We start from the raw sequence: 15,053 nt of genomic DNA, 5'->3' as shown, positions 1-15,053 counted from the left end.
GCCGCCCTCAGCGTTCTCGTCATCCGCCTCGGCCGCTGGTGATCCGCCGGCCACCGGCACGGTCAGGGCCTTGGAAACACCGGCACCACCTCCTCCTCCGGCCCCAGATCCAGCCCTGCCGGTCCGATGATTTGTGGGTCCGGGGCGCCGACCACCTCGTGGTCCTTGCCGGCGTAGTCGAAGCGGTGCAGCACGTGCCGCATCGCCTCGATGCGGGCCCGCTTCTTGTCGTTGCTCTTCACGACCGTCCACGGCGCGTCGGCCGTGTCGGTCCAGAAGAACATCGCCTCCTTGGCCTCGGTGTACTCGTCCCACCGGTCGAGTGAGGCGATGTCCATCGGGGACAGCTTCCACTGCCGGACCGGGTCCACCTGGCGGATCGCGAACCGGGTCCGCTGCTCGTTGCGCGACACCGAAAACCAGAACTTGACCAACCGGATGCCCGAACGCACCAGCATCCGCTCCAGCTCCGGGGCCTGCCGCAGGAACTCCAGATACTCCTTGCGGGAACAGAAGCCCATCACCCGCTCGACGCCGGCCCGGTTGTACCACGACCGATCGAACAGCACCGTCTCGCCGGCCGTCGGCAGGTGTGCCAGCCATCGCTGGAAGTACCACTGGCCAGCTTCCCGCTCGTCCGGCTTGGCCAGCGCCACCACGGACGCGCCGCGCGGGTTGAGGTGCTCCATGAACCGCTTGATGGTGCCGCCCTTACCGGCCGCGTCCCGACCCTCGAAGAGGATCACCAGGCGCTCACCGGACTCCTTGATCCAGTCCTGGAGCTTGAGCAGCTCGATCTGGAGCAGTCGCTTGTCGCGGTCGTACTCGTCGCGGTCCATCCGCTCGTCGTACGGGTAGTCCTCCCGCCAGGTCTGCACGGGGGTGCCGTCCGGGCGCAGCAGGACAGGGTCGTCGTCGTGGCCATCGGCCACCTGGTAGTCGGCGGTGAGGTCCAGCAGCGCGGTGTCGGCCATGTCGGTGAGACTTACCCGCCTTCGTGCCGTCAGCCACCCCCCTGGCCAAGTGATGTGTGCGGCTGTTCCCCCGTCAGCTACGCAGGTAGGAGGCGCCGTTGAGGTCCATGATCGTGCCGGAGGCCCACTGGGCCTGCGGCGAGGCGAGCCAGTGCACGGCGGCGGCGATCTCCTCCGGCTGACCCACCCGGTCGAACGGGCTCTGCGCCCGGATCGCCGCGCCCTCCTCACCGCGCAGGTACTCGGTGACCATGTCGGTCGCCACGAAGCCCGGCGCGACAGTGGCGACCGCGATGCCGTACGGCGCGAGCGCCACGGCGAGGGACTGGCCCAGCGCGTTCAGCCCCGCCTTGCTGGCTCCGTACGCCGGCTGGTGCGGCTCGCCCCGGAACGCGCCCCGCGACGAGACGTTGATGATCCGACCGCCGCGCTCCCGCATGTGCTGGGCGGCACACCAGGTGGCGTTGCCGGCCCCGGTCAGATTGGTGTCCAGCACCTGCCGCCAGCGCTGCTGCCACTGCTCGTAGGAGGCGCCGAAGATCGGGTGCGGATCGTTGCGGTCGCCGTACGTCCCGGCGTTGTTGACAAGCACGTCCAGCCCACCGAGCAGTTCGGCGGCCCGGTCGACCATGGCCCGGACCGCGTCCGGATCGGTGAGGTCGGCCCGGACCACCACATGCCCCGTTCCGGGTAGCTGGGCGCGCAACTCCTCGGCCGCGTCGGCGGAGTCCCGGTGGTGGATCGCCACTCGGTCGCCGCCGAGCGCGAACGCCGTCGCCACCGCCCGGCCGATTCCGCGCGAGGCTCCGGTCACGAGTACCGCTCGATCCGTCATGGCGGCCATCCTGCCCCAGCCGTCACCTTCCCTGCGCACAGGCCGGCGGCGCATGCTGCGCCGGAGCGCCCCCGGCCCGTTAGTCCTTACACTGCCCCGATGGGATCCGACTGCCTGTTCTGCCGCATCGTCGCCGGGGAGATCCCGGCCACCGTGGTCCGGGAGACCGACACCACGCTCGCCTTTCGTGACATCGACCCGAAGGCGCCGGTGCACGTCCTGGTCATTCCGAAGGAGCACTACGCCGACGTCGCCGCGCTCGCCCAGGGTGACCCGGCGCTGGCCGCCGACGTGCTGGCGACGTCCGCCGCGGTGGCCGAGGACGAGGGCCTGCTCGGCGACGGTTTCCGGTTGATGTTCAACACCGGCGTGTACGGCGGGCAGGAAGTGTTCCACGCGCACGCCCACCTGCTCGGTGGCGCGCCGCTCGGCCCGATGCTCACCCGGAACCTGGCGTGAGCGAGCGGACCAGCGGGCTCAGCGTGGCGGCCGGTGCGCGGCGACGTGGAGTGGTGGCGTGAACGCGGGTTCGGGGTCCGACGCCGGGATGGACGAGCGCCTGGGCCGGCTGGTCCGCAGGGTGCAGGCCGACGCTCGGGTGCCGGCGGTGTCGGCGGCGCTGCACCGGGCCGACCGACCGCTCTGGAGCTGCACCGTCGGCGCGACCGGCACCGACAGCCCGTTGGGGTCGGGCACCCAGTTCCGGATCGGCTCGGTCACCAAGACCTTCACCGCGGTGCTGGTCCTGCAGTGCCGCGACGACGGGCTGCTGGACCTGGACGACCCGGTGGGCCGGCACCTGGACCTCCCCGCGCACGGCGAGCTGACCGTCCGCCGGTTGTTGTCGCACACCGCTGGCCTGCAACGCGAGCCGTTCGGTGACGTCTGGGACAGCCTGCGTGCGCCGGACGCCGACCAGTTGGTGGCCGAGCTGGACCGGGCCGAGCGGGTGCTGCCGACGGCCCGGCGGTTCCACTACTCCAATCTCGGCCTGGCCGTACTCGGTCAACTTGTCGCCCGGCTGCGCGGTGCGGGTTGGGCGCAGTCGCTCACCGATCGGATCCTGACACCGCTGGGGCTGACCGACACCAGCGTGGCCCCGCTACCGACGGCGGCCACCGGGTTCCTGGTCGACGCGTACTCCGACGAGGCACACCCGGAGCCGCCCACCGACTTCGGCGCGGTCGGCCCGGCCGCCCAGCTCTGGAGCACCGCGACCGACATGGCCCGCTGGGCCGCGTTCCTCGCCGACCCGGCCGCACTGGACCCGGCCGGCGCGGTCCTCGCCCCCACCACGCTGGACGAGATGCGCTGGCCGCTGACCACCACCGACGAGACCCTCTGGGGCGCGGGCTTCGGGCTCGGCCTGATCCTCATCCCGCAGGGGGAACGGGTGGTGCACGTGGGGCACGACGGGGCGATGCCCGGTTTCCTCGCCGCCGTCTACGGCCGGCGGGGAGGCGACGGCACGGCCGGCGCGATGGGTGCCGCCGTGCTCGGCTCCTCCGGAACGGCGACCGAGGTGCTCGACCTGCCGCACCGGCTGCTCGCGGCGGCGGTCGAGCACGACCCAGCCGAGATCGAGCCGTGGCGGCCCGGGTCGCCAGCTCCGGCGGCCCTGCGGGGAGTGCTCGGCCGCTGGTGGGGCGAGGGCTTCGAGTACGTCTTCTCCTGGCACGACGGCGCTCTGCGGGCCTGCGGGGCCGGCGACCCAGCCGGACGTCCACCGGCGATCTTCACCGCACTGCCGGACCAGCCGGACGTGTTCCGCACGGTCTCCGGTCGGGAGGCCGGTGAGCTGCTGCGGCTGACCCGGGACGGGGCCGGCGCGGTGGTCCGGATGCACTGGGCGACGTACCGTTTCACCCGCCACCAGGAGACCTTCGACCGGTACGACTTCCGGACCGGGAGTTGATCCGGCCAGCGGAAATGGGCGCGATGCGGCCCGCGTTGAACAGATACGATGGTTGTAACGTCCGCATGCCGTGCCAGCAGGGCCGGCACCGAGATCGAGAGCAGGTGCGCAGGGCCCTTCGGCCCAAGCTATGACCGGCACCCCACCTCCCGGCCCGCCCCGGGTGCAGACCAGGATCACCGTGCCCGACTCGAAGATCATGGTCAATCTGCTCGGCGCAGGCGACGAGATACTCCGGCTCGTCGAACGCTCGGTCAGCAGTGACGTGCACGTCCGTGGCAACGAGATCACCATTACCGGTGACCCCGCGGACAACGCCCTCGCCGAGCGGGTCTTCAGCGAGCTGCTCGAACTCATCGAGAAAGGCGAGACCCTGACCACTGACGCCGTCCGGCGTACCGTCGGCATGCTCGAGCAGGGCAGCGCCGAGCGGCCCGCCGAGGTTCTGACGCTCAACATCCTCTCCCGTCGCGGGCGCACCATCCGCCCCAAGACGCTCGGGCAGAAGCGTTACGTCGACGCGATCGACACCCACACCATCGTCTTCGGCATCGGCCCGGCCGGCACCGGCAAGACCTACCTGGCGATGGCGAAGGCCGTCCAGGCGTTGCAGGCCAAGCAGGTCAACCGGATCATCCTGACCCGGCCGGCGGTGGAGGCGGGTGAGCGACTGGGCTTCCTGCCCGGCACGCTCAACGAGAAGATCGACCCGTACCTGCGCCCGCTCTACGACGCGCTGCACGAGATGCTCGACCCGGAGACGATCCCGAAGCTGATGGCCCAGGGGACGATCGAGGTCGCCCCGCTGGCATACATGCGGGGCAGGACGCTCTCCGACGCGTTCATCATCCTGGACGAGGCCCAGAACACGACGCCCGAGCAGATGAAGATGTTCCTGACCCGGCTCGGCTTCAACTCCAAGATCGTCGTGACCGGTGACATCACCCAGGTGGACCTTCCCGGCGGGACGAGCAGCGGCCTGCGGGTCGTCCGGGAGATCCTGGATAACGTCGACGACGTGCACTTCTCCCAGTTGTCCAGCTCCGACGTGGTCCGCCACCGGCTGGTGGGGGAGATCGTCGACGCGTACGCCCGCTGGGACGCCGAGCGGGAGAACCAGCAGGCGCAGGGCGTCCACGCCGTGCCCGGGCGACCCGCCCAGGGCGGCCGGGCCGGCCGCCGCCGCTAAAGCAGAGGAAAGCAGTTGTCCATCGAGATCGCCAACGAGTCCGGTGTCGAGGTTGACACCGATGCCGTGCTCGCCGTCGCCCGGCACGCCCTCGACGAGATGGGGGTCAACCCCCTCGCCGAGTTGTCAGTGCTGCTTGTCGACATCGACTACATGACCGAGCTGAACCACCGCTGGATGGGTGGCGACGGCCCGACCGACGTGCTCGCCTTCCCCATGGACGAGGGCAGCGTCGACCATGGCCCGGGGGAGTCCGCGCCGGCCGGCGGTGAGCCCGCCCTGCTCGGCGACATCGTGCTCTGCCCCGAGGTCGCGGCCAAGCAGGCGGCGACCGCCGGGCACGCCCCCGCCGACGAGCTGCACCTGCTCACCGTGCACGGGGTGCTGCACCTGCTCGGCTACGACCACGCCGAGCCGGAGGAGGAGCGGGAGATGTTCGCCCTCCAGGCCCGCCTGCTGTCCAGCTGGCGGTCGACCCGCATCCAGTGATGTCCACTCCTCCGTTACTGGCGGCCGGTGCCACCGCCGGCCTTCCCGACCTGCAGCTGATCGTTTTCGCGGCCGGCCTGGTGGTGCTGGCCGGCCTGATCGCGATGACCGAGGCGGCGCTCGCCGCGATCTCGCCGGCGCGGGCCGCCGAGCTGGCCCGCGACGGTGTGCGGGGCGCCCGTACCCTCCAGGCCGTGGCCGGCGACGTCGTCCGGCACCTCAACCTGCTCCTGCTGTTGCGACTGCTCGCCGAGCTGACCGCCACCACCCTGGTGGCGCTGGTCGCGGTGGACAGCTTCGGCGCCGGCTGGCGGGCCGCACTGGTGACCGCCGGCGCGATGACAGTGGTCAGCTTCGTGGTGGTCGGCGTGGCCCCGCGCACCATCGGCCGGCAGCACGCGTACGCCGTGGGCCGGGCGGTGGCGCCGCTGGTCCGTTGGCTGGGCCGGGCGCTCAACCCGCTCGCCTCGTTGCTGATCCTGATCGGCAACGCGGTAACGCCGGGGCGCGGCTTCCGGGAGGGGCCGTTCGCCAGCCAGGTCGAGTTGCGTGAGTTGGTCGACCTGGCCGAGCAGCGCGGCGTGGTCGAGCACGGCGAACGTCAGATGATCCACTCGGTCTTCGCGCTCGGTGACACCATCGCCCGTGAGGTGATGGTGCCGCGTACGGAGATGGTGTGGATCGAGGAGGGCAAGACGCTCGCACAGGCGTTGGTGCTCTTCCTGCGTTCCGGTTTCTCCCGCATCCCGGTGATCGGCGAGAGCGTCGACGACGTGCTCGGTGTGCTCTACCTCAAGGATCTGATCCGGCGCTCCCGCGGTGGCGACCCGGCGGCCGAGCAGTTGCCGGTGGCCGAGCTGATGCGCCCGGCGACCTTCGTGCCGGAGTCCAAGCCGGTCGACGACCTGCTCTCGGAGATGCAGGCGGCCCGCAACCACCTGGTCATCGTGGTCGACGAGTACGGCGGCACCGGCGGGCTGGTCACCATCGAGGACATCCTGGAGGAGATCGTCGGTGAAATCACCGACGAGTACGATGTCGAACGCCCACCCGTCGAACGTCTGACGGACTCCTCGGTGCGGGTGACCGCTCGCCTGCCGGTGGAGACCCTGGGCGAGATGTTCGACACCGACCTACCCGCGGACGAGGTGGAGACGGTCGGTGGCCTGCTGGCCCAGTCGCTGGGGCGAGTGCCGATCCCCGGCGCGGAGGTCGAGGTCGCCGGGCTTCGGCTGCTCGCCGAGGGCACCACCGGCCGGCGCAACCGGATCGACACCGTCCTGGTCAACCGGGTGGAGTCGGGCCATGAGCAGGACACCGCGGGGCGTGGCGAGCACGCCGGCTCCGGGGACGACACGGACAACTATCGAGACGACGAGAGGCAATCCGCCGATGCCTGACACACCCGCCGCGCCCGCCCCTCGGTCCGCCCCCACCGCGCCGGCACCCCTGAGCGCCGAGGACGCCAAGCTGGTCGTCCTGGCCCGGGGAGCCCGTGGCCGGGTCGCCGCCGTGGAGGGTGCCGCGGTCCGGGATCAGGACGGCCGGACGTACGCGGCGGCCAGTGTCGCGCTGCCCTCGCTGACTCTCACCGCGTTGCAGTTGGCTGTCGCGTCGGCCGTGGCGGCCGGGGCGAGCCGGCTGGAGGCCGCGGTGGTGGTGACCGAGGCGTCGACCCTGGACGGCGCCGGGCATGCGGCGGTGCGTGACCTCGCTGTGGACGCGCCGATCCACGTGGCCGCCCCGGACGGCACGGTCCTCGGCACGGTGACCCAGTGAGCCCCGTGCGGGACCCGGAGACGCGGCCGTACCGGGCCGGGTTCGGCTGCTTCGTGGGCCGGCCCAACGCCGGCAAGTCGACGCTGACCAACGCCATCGTCGGCACCAAGATCGCGATCACCTCGAACAAGCCGCAGACCACCCGGCACATCATCCGGGCCGTGCTCCACCGCCCGGAATCGCAGCTGGTCCTTGTCGACACCCCGGGCCTGCACCGCCCCCGTACGCTGCTCGGCGAGCGCCTCAACGACCTGGTCCGGTCCACCTGGACGGAGGTCGACGTGATCGGCCTGTGCATCCCGGCCGACGAGCCGGTGGGGCGCGGTGACCGGTTCATCACCGGTGAGCTGGCCGAGCTGAAGGCGACAGTGCTGGCGGTGGTCACCAAGACCGACCTGGTCGACAAGCGCCGCCTGGCGGAGCAGTTGCTCGCGGTGAGCCAGATGGGGGAGTTCGCCGAGATCGTGCCGGTGAGCGCGGTCGCCGGGCACCAGGTGGACACACTCGTCGACGTGATGACCAAGTATCTTCCGCCGTCGCCGCAGCTCTACCCGGACGACATGCTGACCGACGATCCCGAGCAGGTGCTCGTCGCGGAGCTGATCCGGGAGGCCGCCCTGGAGGGGGTTCGGGACGAGCTGCCGCACTCCATCGCCGTGGTGGTGGAGGAGATGATCCCCGAGGGTCAGGTCATGAAGATCTACGCCGACCTGTACGTGGAACGGCCCAGCCAGAAGGCGATCGTGCTCGGTCACAAGGCGAGCCGGCTCAAGGAGGTCGGCACCAACGCCCGCCGGCAGATCGAGGAGTTGCTGGGCGGCCGGGTCTATCTCGACCTGCACGTGCGGGTCGCGAAGGACTGGCAGCGCGACCCGAAGCAGTTGCGCAAGTTGGGTTTCTGAGCGTCCTCGGCAGCGGGCCGGCCCGACCGGCGGCATGATCGTCTTCGGTCGGGTGAATGGGGTGTTTCACCTTCGGTCGGGGGTCGCGGCCGTCCGGTGCGGGCGTCGCGCAGGGTAGGGGAGATACGCCCGGCGTCCCCGACCCAGATGCAGGCTGATGCGCAACAGGTACCTCGACGTGCTCCGTTTCCTGGCCATCGTCCGAGTGATCGTCTACCACGTCACCGGGTGGGCGGCCCTCACCCTCGTCTTCCCCGCCATGTCGGTGATGTTCGCGCTGGCCGGCTCGCTGATGGCCGCGTCGCTGACCCGCTCCGGGCCAGCGGCGGTCGGGCGTCGACTGCGTCGGCTGCTGCCGTCACTCTGGGTCCTGGCGGTGGTCTTCGTACCCGCGATGCTGCTCAGCGGGCTGCCAGTGACACCCCGGGTGCTGCTGTGGCTGTTTCCGGTCGCCGACCCGCCGGCCAACCACTGGGGTGCCCTGGCGCTGAGCATCATCTGGTACCTGCGCGACTACCTGTGGTTCGTGCTCGCCTCACCGGTCGCGCTCTGGCTGTTCCGCCGTGCTCCGCTGCCCACCCTGCTGGCCCCGTACCTCCTGCTGGTGGCGATCGAGGTGGGGATCTACCCGGCGCCGCCGGTGCTGCGTGAGTTCGGGCTCTACTTCGGGGCGTGGCTGCTCGGCTTCGCCCAACACGCCGGGATGCTGCGCCGGCTCACCGGGCGGGTGCTCTACCCGGTGGCGCTCGCACTCGCGGTGGCCGGCGGCGCCTGGATCGTCGGGCATCCCGGGCCACGCGGGTACGACCTGAACGACAACCACCTGGGCAACGCCCTCTGGTCGGCCGCGTTCATCCTGGTCGTGCTGGGTCGGGCGCCCGCCGGGGTGGCCTGGCTGGGCCGCAACCGACTGGCCGACCGGGCGGTGACCGTGGTCAACCGGCGGGCGCTCACCATCTATCTCTGGCACATGCCGTTCGTGGTGGCGCTCACCCCGCTTGTCGACGTGGTGGGTTGGTCCCATCAGGACCCGGTCGGGTTGGCCGTCCGGGTGTTGCTCGTCTTCGCGCTTGTCGGCCTGGTCACCCTGGCCGTCGGCTGGGTCGAGGACGTCGCAGCGGGTCGCCCCCCGGAGTTGGTCCCCGGTGGTCCGGAGCGGCCCGTCGAGCCAGCGGCCGGCACGGGTACCGGATCGCCGCTCCGGGCCGATGCGGCGATCCGGCCGGGCGGCGAAGCGGCGGACGGTGCCGGAGCGGCGATCCGGCCCGGCGGCGAAGCGGCGGACGGTGCCGATGCGGCGATCGGGCCGGGCGGCGAAGCGGCGGCGGACGGTGCCGGGGTGGCGGAGGCGACCGGCGACCGAGCGGTGGTGCCGGCGCAGCGGGTCGCCGGAGAGCCGGCCAGCTTCGGGATCAACGCTCGCGGATCGTGAGATTGCCGCTGCTGGCGGAACCGTCGAGCACCAGGGACGCCGCCGGATTGTCGGCCACGGTGACGGTCTTGTCGCCGGATTCGGCGTCGGATCGGACCCGGTAGCTGCCCTCCGGAACCAGCAGCGTGACGTCACCGCTGGACGCGTGGACGCGGGCCGAAGCGGGCTTGTCCAGCTCGACGTTGACATTGCCGGAGGTGGCCTCCGCGTCGACAGTGCCGCTCAGCCGGCGTGCGTTGATGTCTCCGGACGACGCGCGCAGCCGTACCGCGGCGGCGGCCTCGCTCACCTCGATGTTGCCGGACTGGGCCTCCACCCCGAGCGCGCCCGACGCACCGGAGATCCGCACGTCGCCCGAGCTCAGCCGCAGGTCCACCGCGCCGACCCGGCTCAGCTCGACGTTGCCGGAGCTCGTCTCGCCCTGCACCGCCACGCCCTCGGGCACCCACACCTCGTAGGAGATGCTGCACCGCGAGCCGCAGTCGGTGTCCAACACCAGCTCGTTGCCCTTGATCTCGTACCGGGCGTTGTCGGGTTCACCGCCCTGATAGCGCACCACCCGCTTGATCCGCACCTGCGAGGCCGGGCCGGTGCCGCGGACCACCACGTCGCCCGAACCACCCGACACCCGAATCGTGGTGACCTGTGCCGCCTCGGTGTTGTCGTAGTCGAGCCGACGCATGGCCAGGTTGTCGCACCCGGCGACAAGGATGAGGGCGGTTGCCAGGCCGAGAACGACAGGCGCGGTGGCGCGACGGACGGCGCTGGTGGTGGGGTGCATTGCCATGACCAGCACGCTACGGCCGGCGACGAGTCGGGCACATCGGGGTTCGTCCGCGCATCCACCCCGAACCAACCCTGATTTCACACCCCGAGGGAGAATGGCCCGATGGCCGGGTATCGCCGACAGCTCTACCGCGACGACGCGGTGGTGCTGCGTGTGCAAAAGCTCGGCGAGTCCGATCGGATCATCACGCTGCTCACCCGTCGGCACGGCCGGCTGCGCGCGGTGGCCCGGGGGATCCGCCGCACCACCAGCAAGTTCGGTGCACGGCTGGAGCCGTTCGGTCACGTCGACCTCCAGCTCGCCGGTGACCCGAAGGGCAACCACGGCAGCTCGCTGCACACCGTCAGCCAGGTCGAGGGCATCGACCTGTACGGCAAGCGGTTCCTCGGGGATTATCCCCGCTACACGGCGGCCAGCGCGATCGCCGAGACCGCCGAGCGGCTGACCCCGGTCGAGCGGGAGCCGTCGCTGCGACTGTTCCAGCTCACCGTGGGTGCGCTGAAGGCGCTGTCCCGGGGCGAGCATGCCACCACCCTGGTGCTCGACGCGTACCTGCTGCGGGGGATGACCCTCGCCGGCTGGGCGCCGGCGTTGATCGCCTGTGCGGTCTGCGGCACCCCCGGGCGGCACCGGGCCTTCTCCGTGCCGGCCGGCGGCGCGGTCTGTCCGGATTGTCGACCGCCTGGCGCGGCCCACCCCGCGCCGGCCACCATCGACCTGATGTCCGCGCTGACCACCGGCGACTGGGTGCTCGCCGACGCCACCGAATCCGGCGTACGCCGGGAGTGCAGTGGGCTGGTCGCGGCTCACCTGCAATGGCACCTGGAGCGCGCGCTACGCTCGCTGCCGCTGGTCGACCGGGGTCCCTCGGCGGCCGGCACGACCTCGCCGCCGGATGGCACCGGGGTCGTGGTGCTCCGGCCACGTGGCGACGTCGAGGCCGGGGCGGACGGCGCGAACAGGGAGTGACCGAGTGATCCGATCGAAGAAGGCTGGCCGGCGCGAGCCGACGCCGCCGACACCTCACCCGTCCGGCGCCCGGCCGCCGGCGCTGCCCACCGAGGCGGTGCCGAAGCACGTGGCGGTGGTCATGGACGGCAACGGTCGCTGGGCCAAGGATCGCGGACTGGCCCGCACCAAGGGGCACGAGGCGGGAGAGCACAGCCTCTTCGACACCATCGAGGGCGCGATCGAGATGGGTATCCCGTACCTGTCGGCGTACGCGTTCTCCACCGAGAACTGGCGACGCTCGCCCGACGAGGTCCGGTTCCTGATGGGGTTCAACCGGGACGTGATCCGTCGTCGCCGTGACCAGTTGGTCGACCTCGGCGTCCGGGTGGTCTGGTCGGGTCGGTCCGGCCGGTTGTGGAAGAGCGTCATCTCCGAGTTGCAGACCGCCGAGGAGATGTCCCGGGACAACTCGACGTTGACCCTGCAGTTCTGCGTCAACTACGGCGGGCAGGCCGAGATCGGCGACGCGGCTGCCGCGATCGCCCGCGACGTGGCGGCCGGCCGACTGGATCCGGCCAAGGTCAACGAGAAGACCGTGGCCAAGTACCTCTACCACCCGGAGATCCCGGAGGTGGACCTGTTCCTGCGTCCCTCGGGGGAGGAACGGATCTCCAACTTCATGCTCTGGCAGGCCGCGTACGCCGAGTTGGTCTTCCTGGACACGCTCTGGCCCGACTTCGACCGCCGCCACCTCTGGTATGCGTGCGAGTTGTACGCGCAGCGGGACCGACGCTTCGGCGGGGCGCTGCCCAACCCGGTCGCCCCGGTGATCTGAGCCGACGCGCTTACTCTCCCGTCACTCTGGGTATCACCGTTGTCAGAAACCACTGACGGAGGTGAACCCACATGATCCAGAAGCGCATTGCCCAGTGGGCGGTGATGGCGGTCGCGGTGCCCGTGGCAGCTGCCGGTGCCCGCCGGCTCAGCCACACCCTGGAGGCCCGGCGTGGTCCCTCCGGGATGACCCGGTTGCTCACCAGGGGCGCGGACCTCATGCGTCCCCAGAAGGCCAGGCGGCGCCGGTTCTTCTGACCCCCCGACCTCAGGCGCCGCCCGCATTCGAGCGGGCGGCGCCTTTCGGTGTTGCGGCGCCTTTGGGTGTTGCGGCGCCTTTGGGGTGTTGCGGCGCCTGTCGGGGTGGCGTGGCCTGAGGCGGGCGTGGGGTGTGGCGCTGTTCCGGGGTGACGGGGGATCGGGCCGGGTAGGGTCCGAAGGTGGCGGGACGACGGCGGTGGGGGTGGCTGTGCGGGATCTCCGGTACAAAATGATCATGGCGTTGAACGCCGCGGATCTGGGTGAGCCGATCTGTGCGCAGGTGGCCGACATCTGTGCCGAGATCGCCGAGCAGCACTGCGCCGAGTTCGGTCACACACCGCAGTTGCGGACCGGTGAGATCGCCGAGCTGGCCACCGGTGAGCCGGCCCTCACCTGGGCACCCACGACCCCCGACACCGCGCAGCGTGCCTGGTGACCGCTCCCGCGCCGTCGGTCGACGTGCGCCGCGCCGACGACCGCTTCGCCACCCGGATCTCCTGGCTGGACTCCAAGCACTCGTTCTCGTTCTCCCGGCACTACGACCCGGCCAACACCCACCACGGCCTGCTGCTTGTCAACAACGACGACGTGGTGCGCCCGGGGGCCGGCTTCGAAACCCACCCGCACGAGGACATGGAGATCATCACCTGGGTGCTGCGCGGCTCCCTGGTGCACCAGGACTCCACCGGCCACTCCGGGGTGATCTACCCGGGCCTGGCCCAGCGGATGAGCGCCGGCACCGGCATCCTGCACTCGGAGAAGAACGACGCCTGGCGACTCAACAACCAGGAACCACACACCGACCCGGTCCACTTCGTGCAGATGTGGGTGCTCCCCGACGAACAGGGCGTCGACCCCGGCTACGAGCAGCTGGAGATCGAGGACGAACTCCTCCGCGGCGGCCTGGTGCCGATCGCCTCCGGAATGGACCGCTACGACGGTGCGTCCGCGATCCGGATCCGTAACCGGTACGCGACCCTGCACGCCGCCCGCCTCACCCCCGGCGACGCCGTCACCATCCCCGACGCGCCCTTCGTGCACCTGTACGTGCCCAACGGCACGGTGACCCTGGAGGGCAGCGGCCCGCTCGGCACCGGCGACGCGGCCCGGCTCACCATGACCGGCGGCCGGCGGGTCACCGCCGACGAGCCGGCCGAGATCCTCGTCTGGGAGATGCACGCCACCGTCACCTGACCCCACCAGCGGCGGGGCCAGGTGACCGGCGTCGACGTCAGGCGGGGGACTCGGTACGGTCCGCGGCCCAGGTGGTGTGGAACGAGCCCTCGCGGTCCACCCGCTGGTAGGTGTGCGCGCCGAAATTGTCCCGCAGGCCCTGGATCAACGCGGCGGGCAGGCGCTCGGCGCGCAGCGCGTCAAAATACGCCAACGACGAGGAGAACGCCGGGGTCGGCACACCGGCCCGGGTCGCGTCGGCCACCACCCGCCGCCAGCTCGGCACACCAGCGGCGACCGCCTCGGCGAAGTACGGTGCCACAAGCAGCGTCGGCAGGTCCGGCTTCTCGTCGTACGCCTCGCGGATCCGGTCGAGGAAGCGGGCCCGGATGATGCAGCCGCCCCGCCAGATCGTGGCCGTGCCGCCGAGGTCGATGTCCCAGTTGAACTCCTGGCTGCCGGCGCGGATGTGGTCGAAGCCCTGCGCGTACGCCACGATCTTGGAAGCGAGCAGCGCCCGGCGGACGTCCTCGACGAACGCGTCCCGGTCGGCGACCTGCCACTGCTCACCCGCGTCCGGGAACGCCCGCCGTGCCGCCTCCCGCTGGTCGACGTGCCCGGAGAGCGAGCGGGCGAAGGTCGCCTCGGCGATCCCGGTGATCGGAATGCCCAGGTCCAGGGCGCTCTGCACGGTCCATCGACCGGTGCCCTTCTGCTCGGCCCGGTCCTGCACGATGTCGACGAACGGGCGGCCCGTCGCCGCGTCGGTGTGCGCGAGCACATCGGCGGTGATCTCGATGAGGAACGACTCCAACTCGCCGCCGTTCCAGTCGCGGAAGATCTCCGCGATCTCCGCCGGCTTCGCGCCCAGACCGGCTCGAAGCAGGTCGTACGCCTCGGCGATGAGCTGCATGTCGGCGTACTCGATGCCGTTGTGCACCATCTTGACGAAGTGCCCGGCGCCGTCCGGCCCGACATGGGTGCAGCACGACACGCCGTCCACCTGGGCGGCGATCTTCTCGAACATCGGGCCGAGCCTGGCGTACGACTCGGCGGAGCCGCCGGGCATGATGCTCGGCCCGAGCAGCGCGCCCTCCTCGCCACCGGAGACGCCGGTGCCGCTGAAGTGCAGCCCCTGCGCGCGCAGCGCCTCCTCCCGACGGCGGGTGTCGGCGAAGTGGGCGTTGCCGCAGTCGACGATGATGTCGCCCTCCTCCAGCAGCGGCACCAACTCGTCGATCACCGCATCGGTGGGCGCGCCCGCCTTGACCATCACGATCACCGCGCGGGGCCGTTCCAGCGACGCCACGAAATCAGCCATCGTCTCGCCGGGCACGAACGTGCCCTCGTCGCCGTGCTCGGCGATCAGGCTCCGGGTACGCGCAGGCGTCCGGTTGTGCACCGCCACCGTGAAGCCGTTGCGGGCCAGGTTGCGGGCCACGTTCCGGCCCATCACCGCCAACCCGGTCACACCGATCTGCGCCGTCGCCTGCTCAGCCATTCGTGCCGCCACCTCTCGCCGTCGGACTTCC

Annotated in this window: 17 protein-coding genes; 13 read left to right on the top strand and 4 right to left on the bottom strand. The window is 71.2% G+C overall.

The window, feature by feature from the left end; all coding sequences use genetic code 11:
• Positions 1-62: 62 nt before the first annotated feature.
• Together ppk2 and ABZU25_RS20005 are read right to left on the bottom strand one after the other, a co-directional pair.
• Positions 63-974, bottom strand: a complete 912-nt coding sequence (gene ppk2, locus ABZU25_RS20010) for a polyphosphate kinase 2 (protein WP_355030852.1) — start codon at positions 972-974, stop codon at positions 63-65.
• Between the two features lie 73 nt (positions 975-1,047).
• Complete coding sequence (locus ABZU25_RS20005) at positions 1,048-1,809, bottom strand: SDR family oxidoreductase (RefSeq protein WP_355030851.1); 762 nt, start codon at positions 1,807-1,809, stop codon at positions 1,048-1,050.
• Positions 1,810-1,908: 99 nt separating this feature from the next.
• Here ABZU25_RS20005 and ABZU25_RS20000 point away from each other — a divergent pair, with 99 nt between their 5' ends.
• From ABZU25_RS20000 to ABZU25_RS19965, 8 genes are all read left to right on the top strand, one after another.
• Entirely contained in the window at positions 1,909-2,268 is a 360-nt protein-coding gene (locus tag ABZU25_RS20000) for a histidine triad nucleotide-binding protein (protein ID WP_355030850.1), read from the top strand.
• Positions 2,269-2,356: 88 nt separating this feature from the next.
• Positions 2,357-3,724: a serine hydrolase domain-containing protein gene (locus ABZU25_RS19995; RefSeq protein ID WP_355030919.1), complete on the top strand. Its 1,368-nt coding sequence runs from the start codon at positions 2,357-2,359 to the stop codon at positions 3,722-3,724.
• A 130-nt stretch (positions 3,725-3,854) separates the two neighbouring features.
• Positions 3,855-4,913, top strand: coding sequence for a PhoH family protein (locus tag ABZU25_RS19990; RefSeq protein ID WP_355030849.1), 1,059 nt, complete (start codon positions 3,855-3,857; stop codon positions 4,911-4,913).
• Between the two features lie 15 nt (positions 4,914-4,928).
• Positions 4,929-5,402 carry an rRNA maturation RNase YbeY gene (ybeY, locus tag ABZU25_RS19985; RefSeq protein ID WP_355030848.1) on the top strand — a complete coding sequence of 158 codons (474 nt, stop codon included), beginning with the start codon at positions 4,929-4,931 and terminating at the stop codon, positions 5,400-5,402.
• Entirely contained in the window at positions 5,378-6,802 is a 1,425-nt protein-coding gene (locus tag ABZU25_RS19980) for a hemolysin family protein (RefSeq protein ID WP_355030918.1), read from the top strand. The genes ybeY and ABZU25_RS19980 overlap by 25 nt, the downstream gene beginning before the upstream one ends.
• Complete coding sequence (locus ABZU25_RS19975; RefSeq protein WP_355030847.1) at positions 6,795-7,181, top strand: cytidine deaminase; 387 nt, start codon at positions 6,795-6,797, stop codon at positions 7,179-7,181. Before ABZU25_RS19980 ends, ABZU25_RS19975 begins: the two co-directional genes overlap by 8 nt.
• Complete coding sequence (era, locus tag ABZU25_RS19970; protein WP_355030846.1) at positions 7,178-8,083, top strand: GTPase Era; 906 nt, start codon at positions 7,178-7,180, stop codon at positions 8,081-8,083. The genes ABZU25_RS19975 and era overlap by 4 nt, the downstream gene beginning before the upstream one ends.
• A 157-nt stretch (positions 8,084-8,240) precedes the next feature.
• Entirely contained in the window at positions 8,241-9,515 is a 1,275-nt protein-coding gene (locus ABZU25_RS19965) for an acyltransferase (protein WP_355030845.1), read from the top strand.
• Here ABZU25_RS19965 and ABZU25_RS19960 read toward each other — a convergent pair.
• Positions 9,496-10,302 carry a DUF4097 family beta strand repeat-containing protein gene (locus ABZU25_RS19960; protein WP_355030844.1) on the bottom strand — a complete coding sequence of 269 codons (807 nt, stop codon included), beginning with the start codon at positions 10,300-10,302 and terminating at the stop codon, positions 9,496-9,498. The genes ABZU25_RS19965 and ABZU25_RS19960 overlap by 20 nt on opposite strands.
• 102 nt (positions 10,303-10,404) lie before the next feature.
• On the opposite strand from ABZU25_RS19960, the gene recO reads away from it, so the two are divergent.
• The 5 genes from recO (at position 10,405) to ABZU25_RS19935 (ending at position 13,542) form a co-directional block, all read left to right on the top strand.
• Positions 10,405-11,271 (top strand): DNA repair protein RecO, encoded by an 867-nt coding sequence (recO, locus tag ABZU25_RS19955; RefSeq protein WP_355030843.1) that lies wholly within the window; start codon positions 10,405-10,407, stop codon positions 11,269-11,271.
• 4 nt (positions 11,272-11,275) lie between these two features.
• Positions 11,276-12,088 (top strand): isoprenyl transferase, encoded by an 813-nt coding sequence (locus ABZU25_RS19950; protein ID WP_355030842.1) that lies wholly within the window; start codon positions 11,276-11,278, stop codon positions 12,086-12,088.
• A gap of 71 nt (positions 12,089-12,159) precedes the next feature.
• Positions 12,160-12,345 (top strand): hypothetical protein, encoded by a 186-nt coding sequence (locus tag ABZU25_RS19945; protein ID WP_355030841.1) that lies wholly within the window; start codon positions 12,160-12,162, stop codon positions 12,343-12,345.
• A 238-nt stretch (positions 12,346-12,583) separates the two neighbouring features.
• Positions 12,584-12,784: a thioredoxin reductase gene (locus tag ABZU25_RS19940; protein ID WP_355030840.1), complete on the top strand. Its 201-nt coding sequence runs from the start codon at positions 12,584-12,586 to the stop codon at positions 12,782-12,784.
• Positions 12,781-13,542: a pirin family protein gene (locus ABZU25_RS19935; protein ID WP_355030839.1), complete on the top strand. Its 762-nt coding sequence runs from the start codon at positions 12,781-12,783 to the stop codon at positions 13,540-13,542. The genes ABZU25_RS19940 and ABZU25_RS19935 overlap by 4 nt, the downstream gene beginning before the upstream one ends.
• Before the next feature lie 37 nt (positions 13,543-13,579).
• Here the strand turns inward: ABZU25_RS19935 and gndA are convergent, their stop codons facing one another.
• Positions 13,580-15,022, bottom strand: coding sequence for an NADP-dependent phosphogluconate dehydrogenase (gndA, locus tag ABZU25_RS19930; protein WP_355030838.1), 1,443 nt, complete (start codon positions 15,020-15,022; stop codon positions 13,580-13,582).
• Between the last annotated feature and the right edge of the window lie 31 nt (positions 15,023-15,053).

It is taken from the genome of Micromonospora sp. NPDC005215 (assembly GCF_040607915.1).
In the GTDB taxonomy this organism is placed as follows: Bacteria; Actinomycetota; Actinomycetes; order Mycobacteriales; family Micromonosporaceae; genus Micromonospora.
This window is presented reverse-complemented; position numbering and strand designations above follow the sequence as displayed.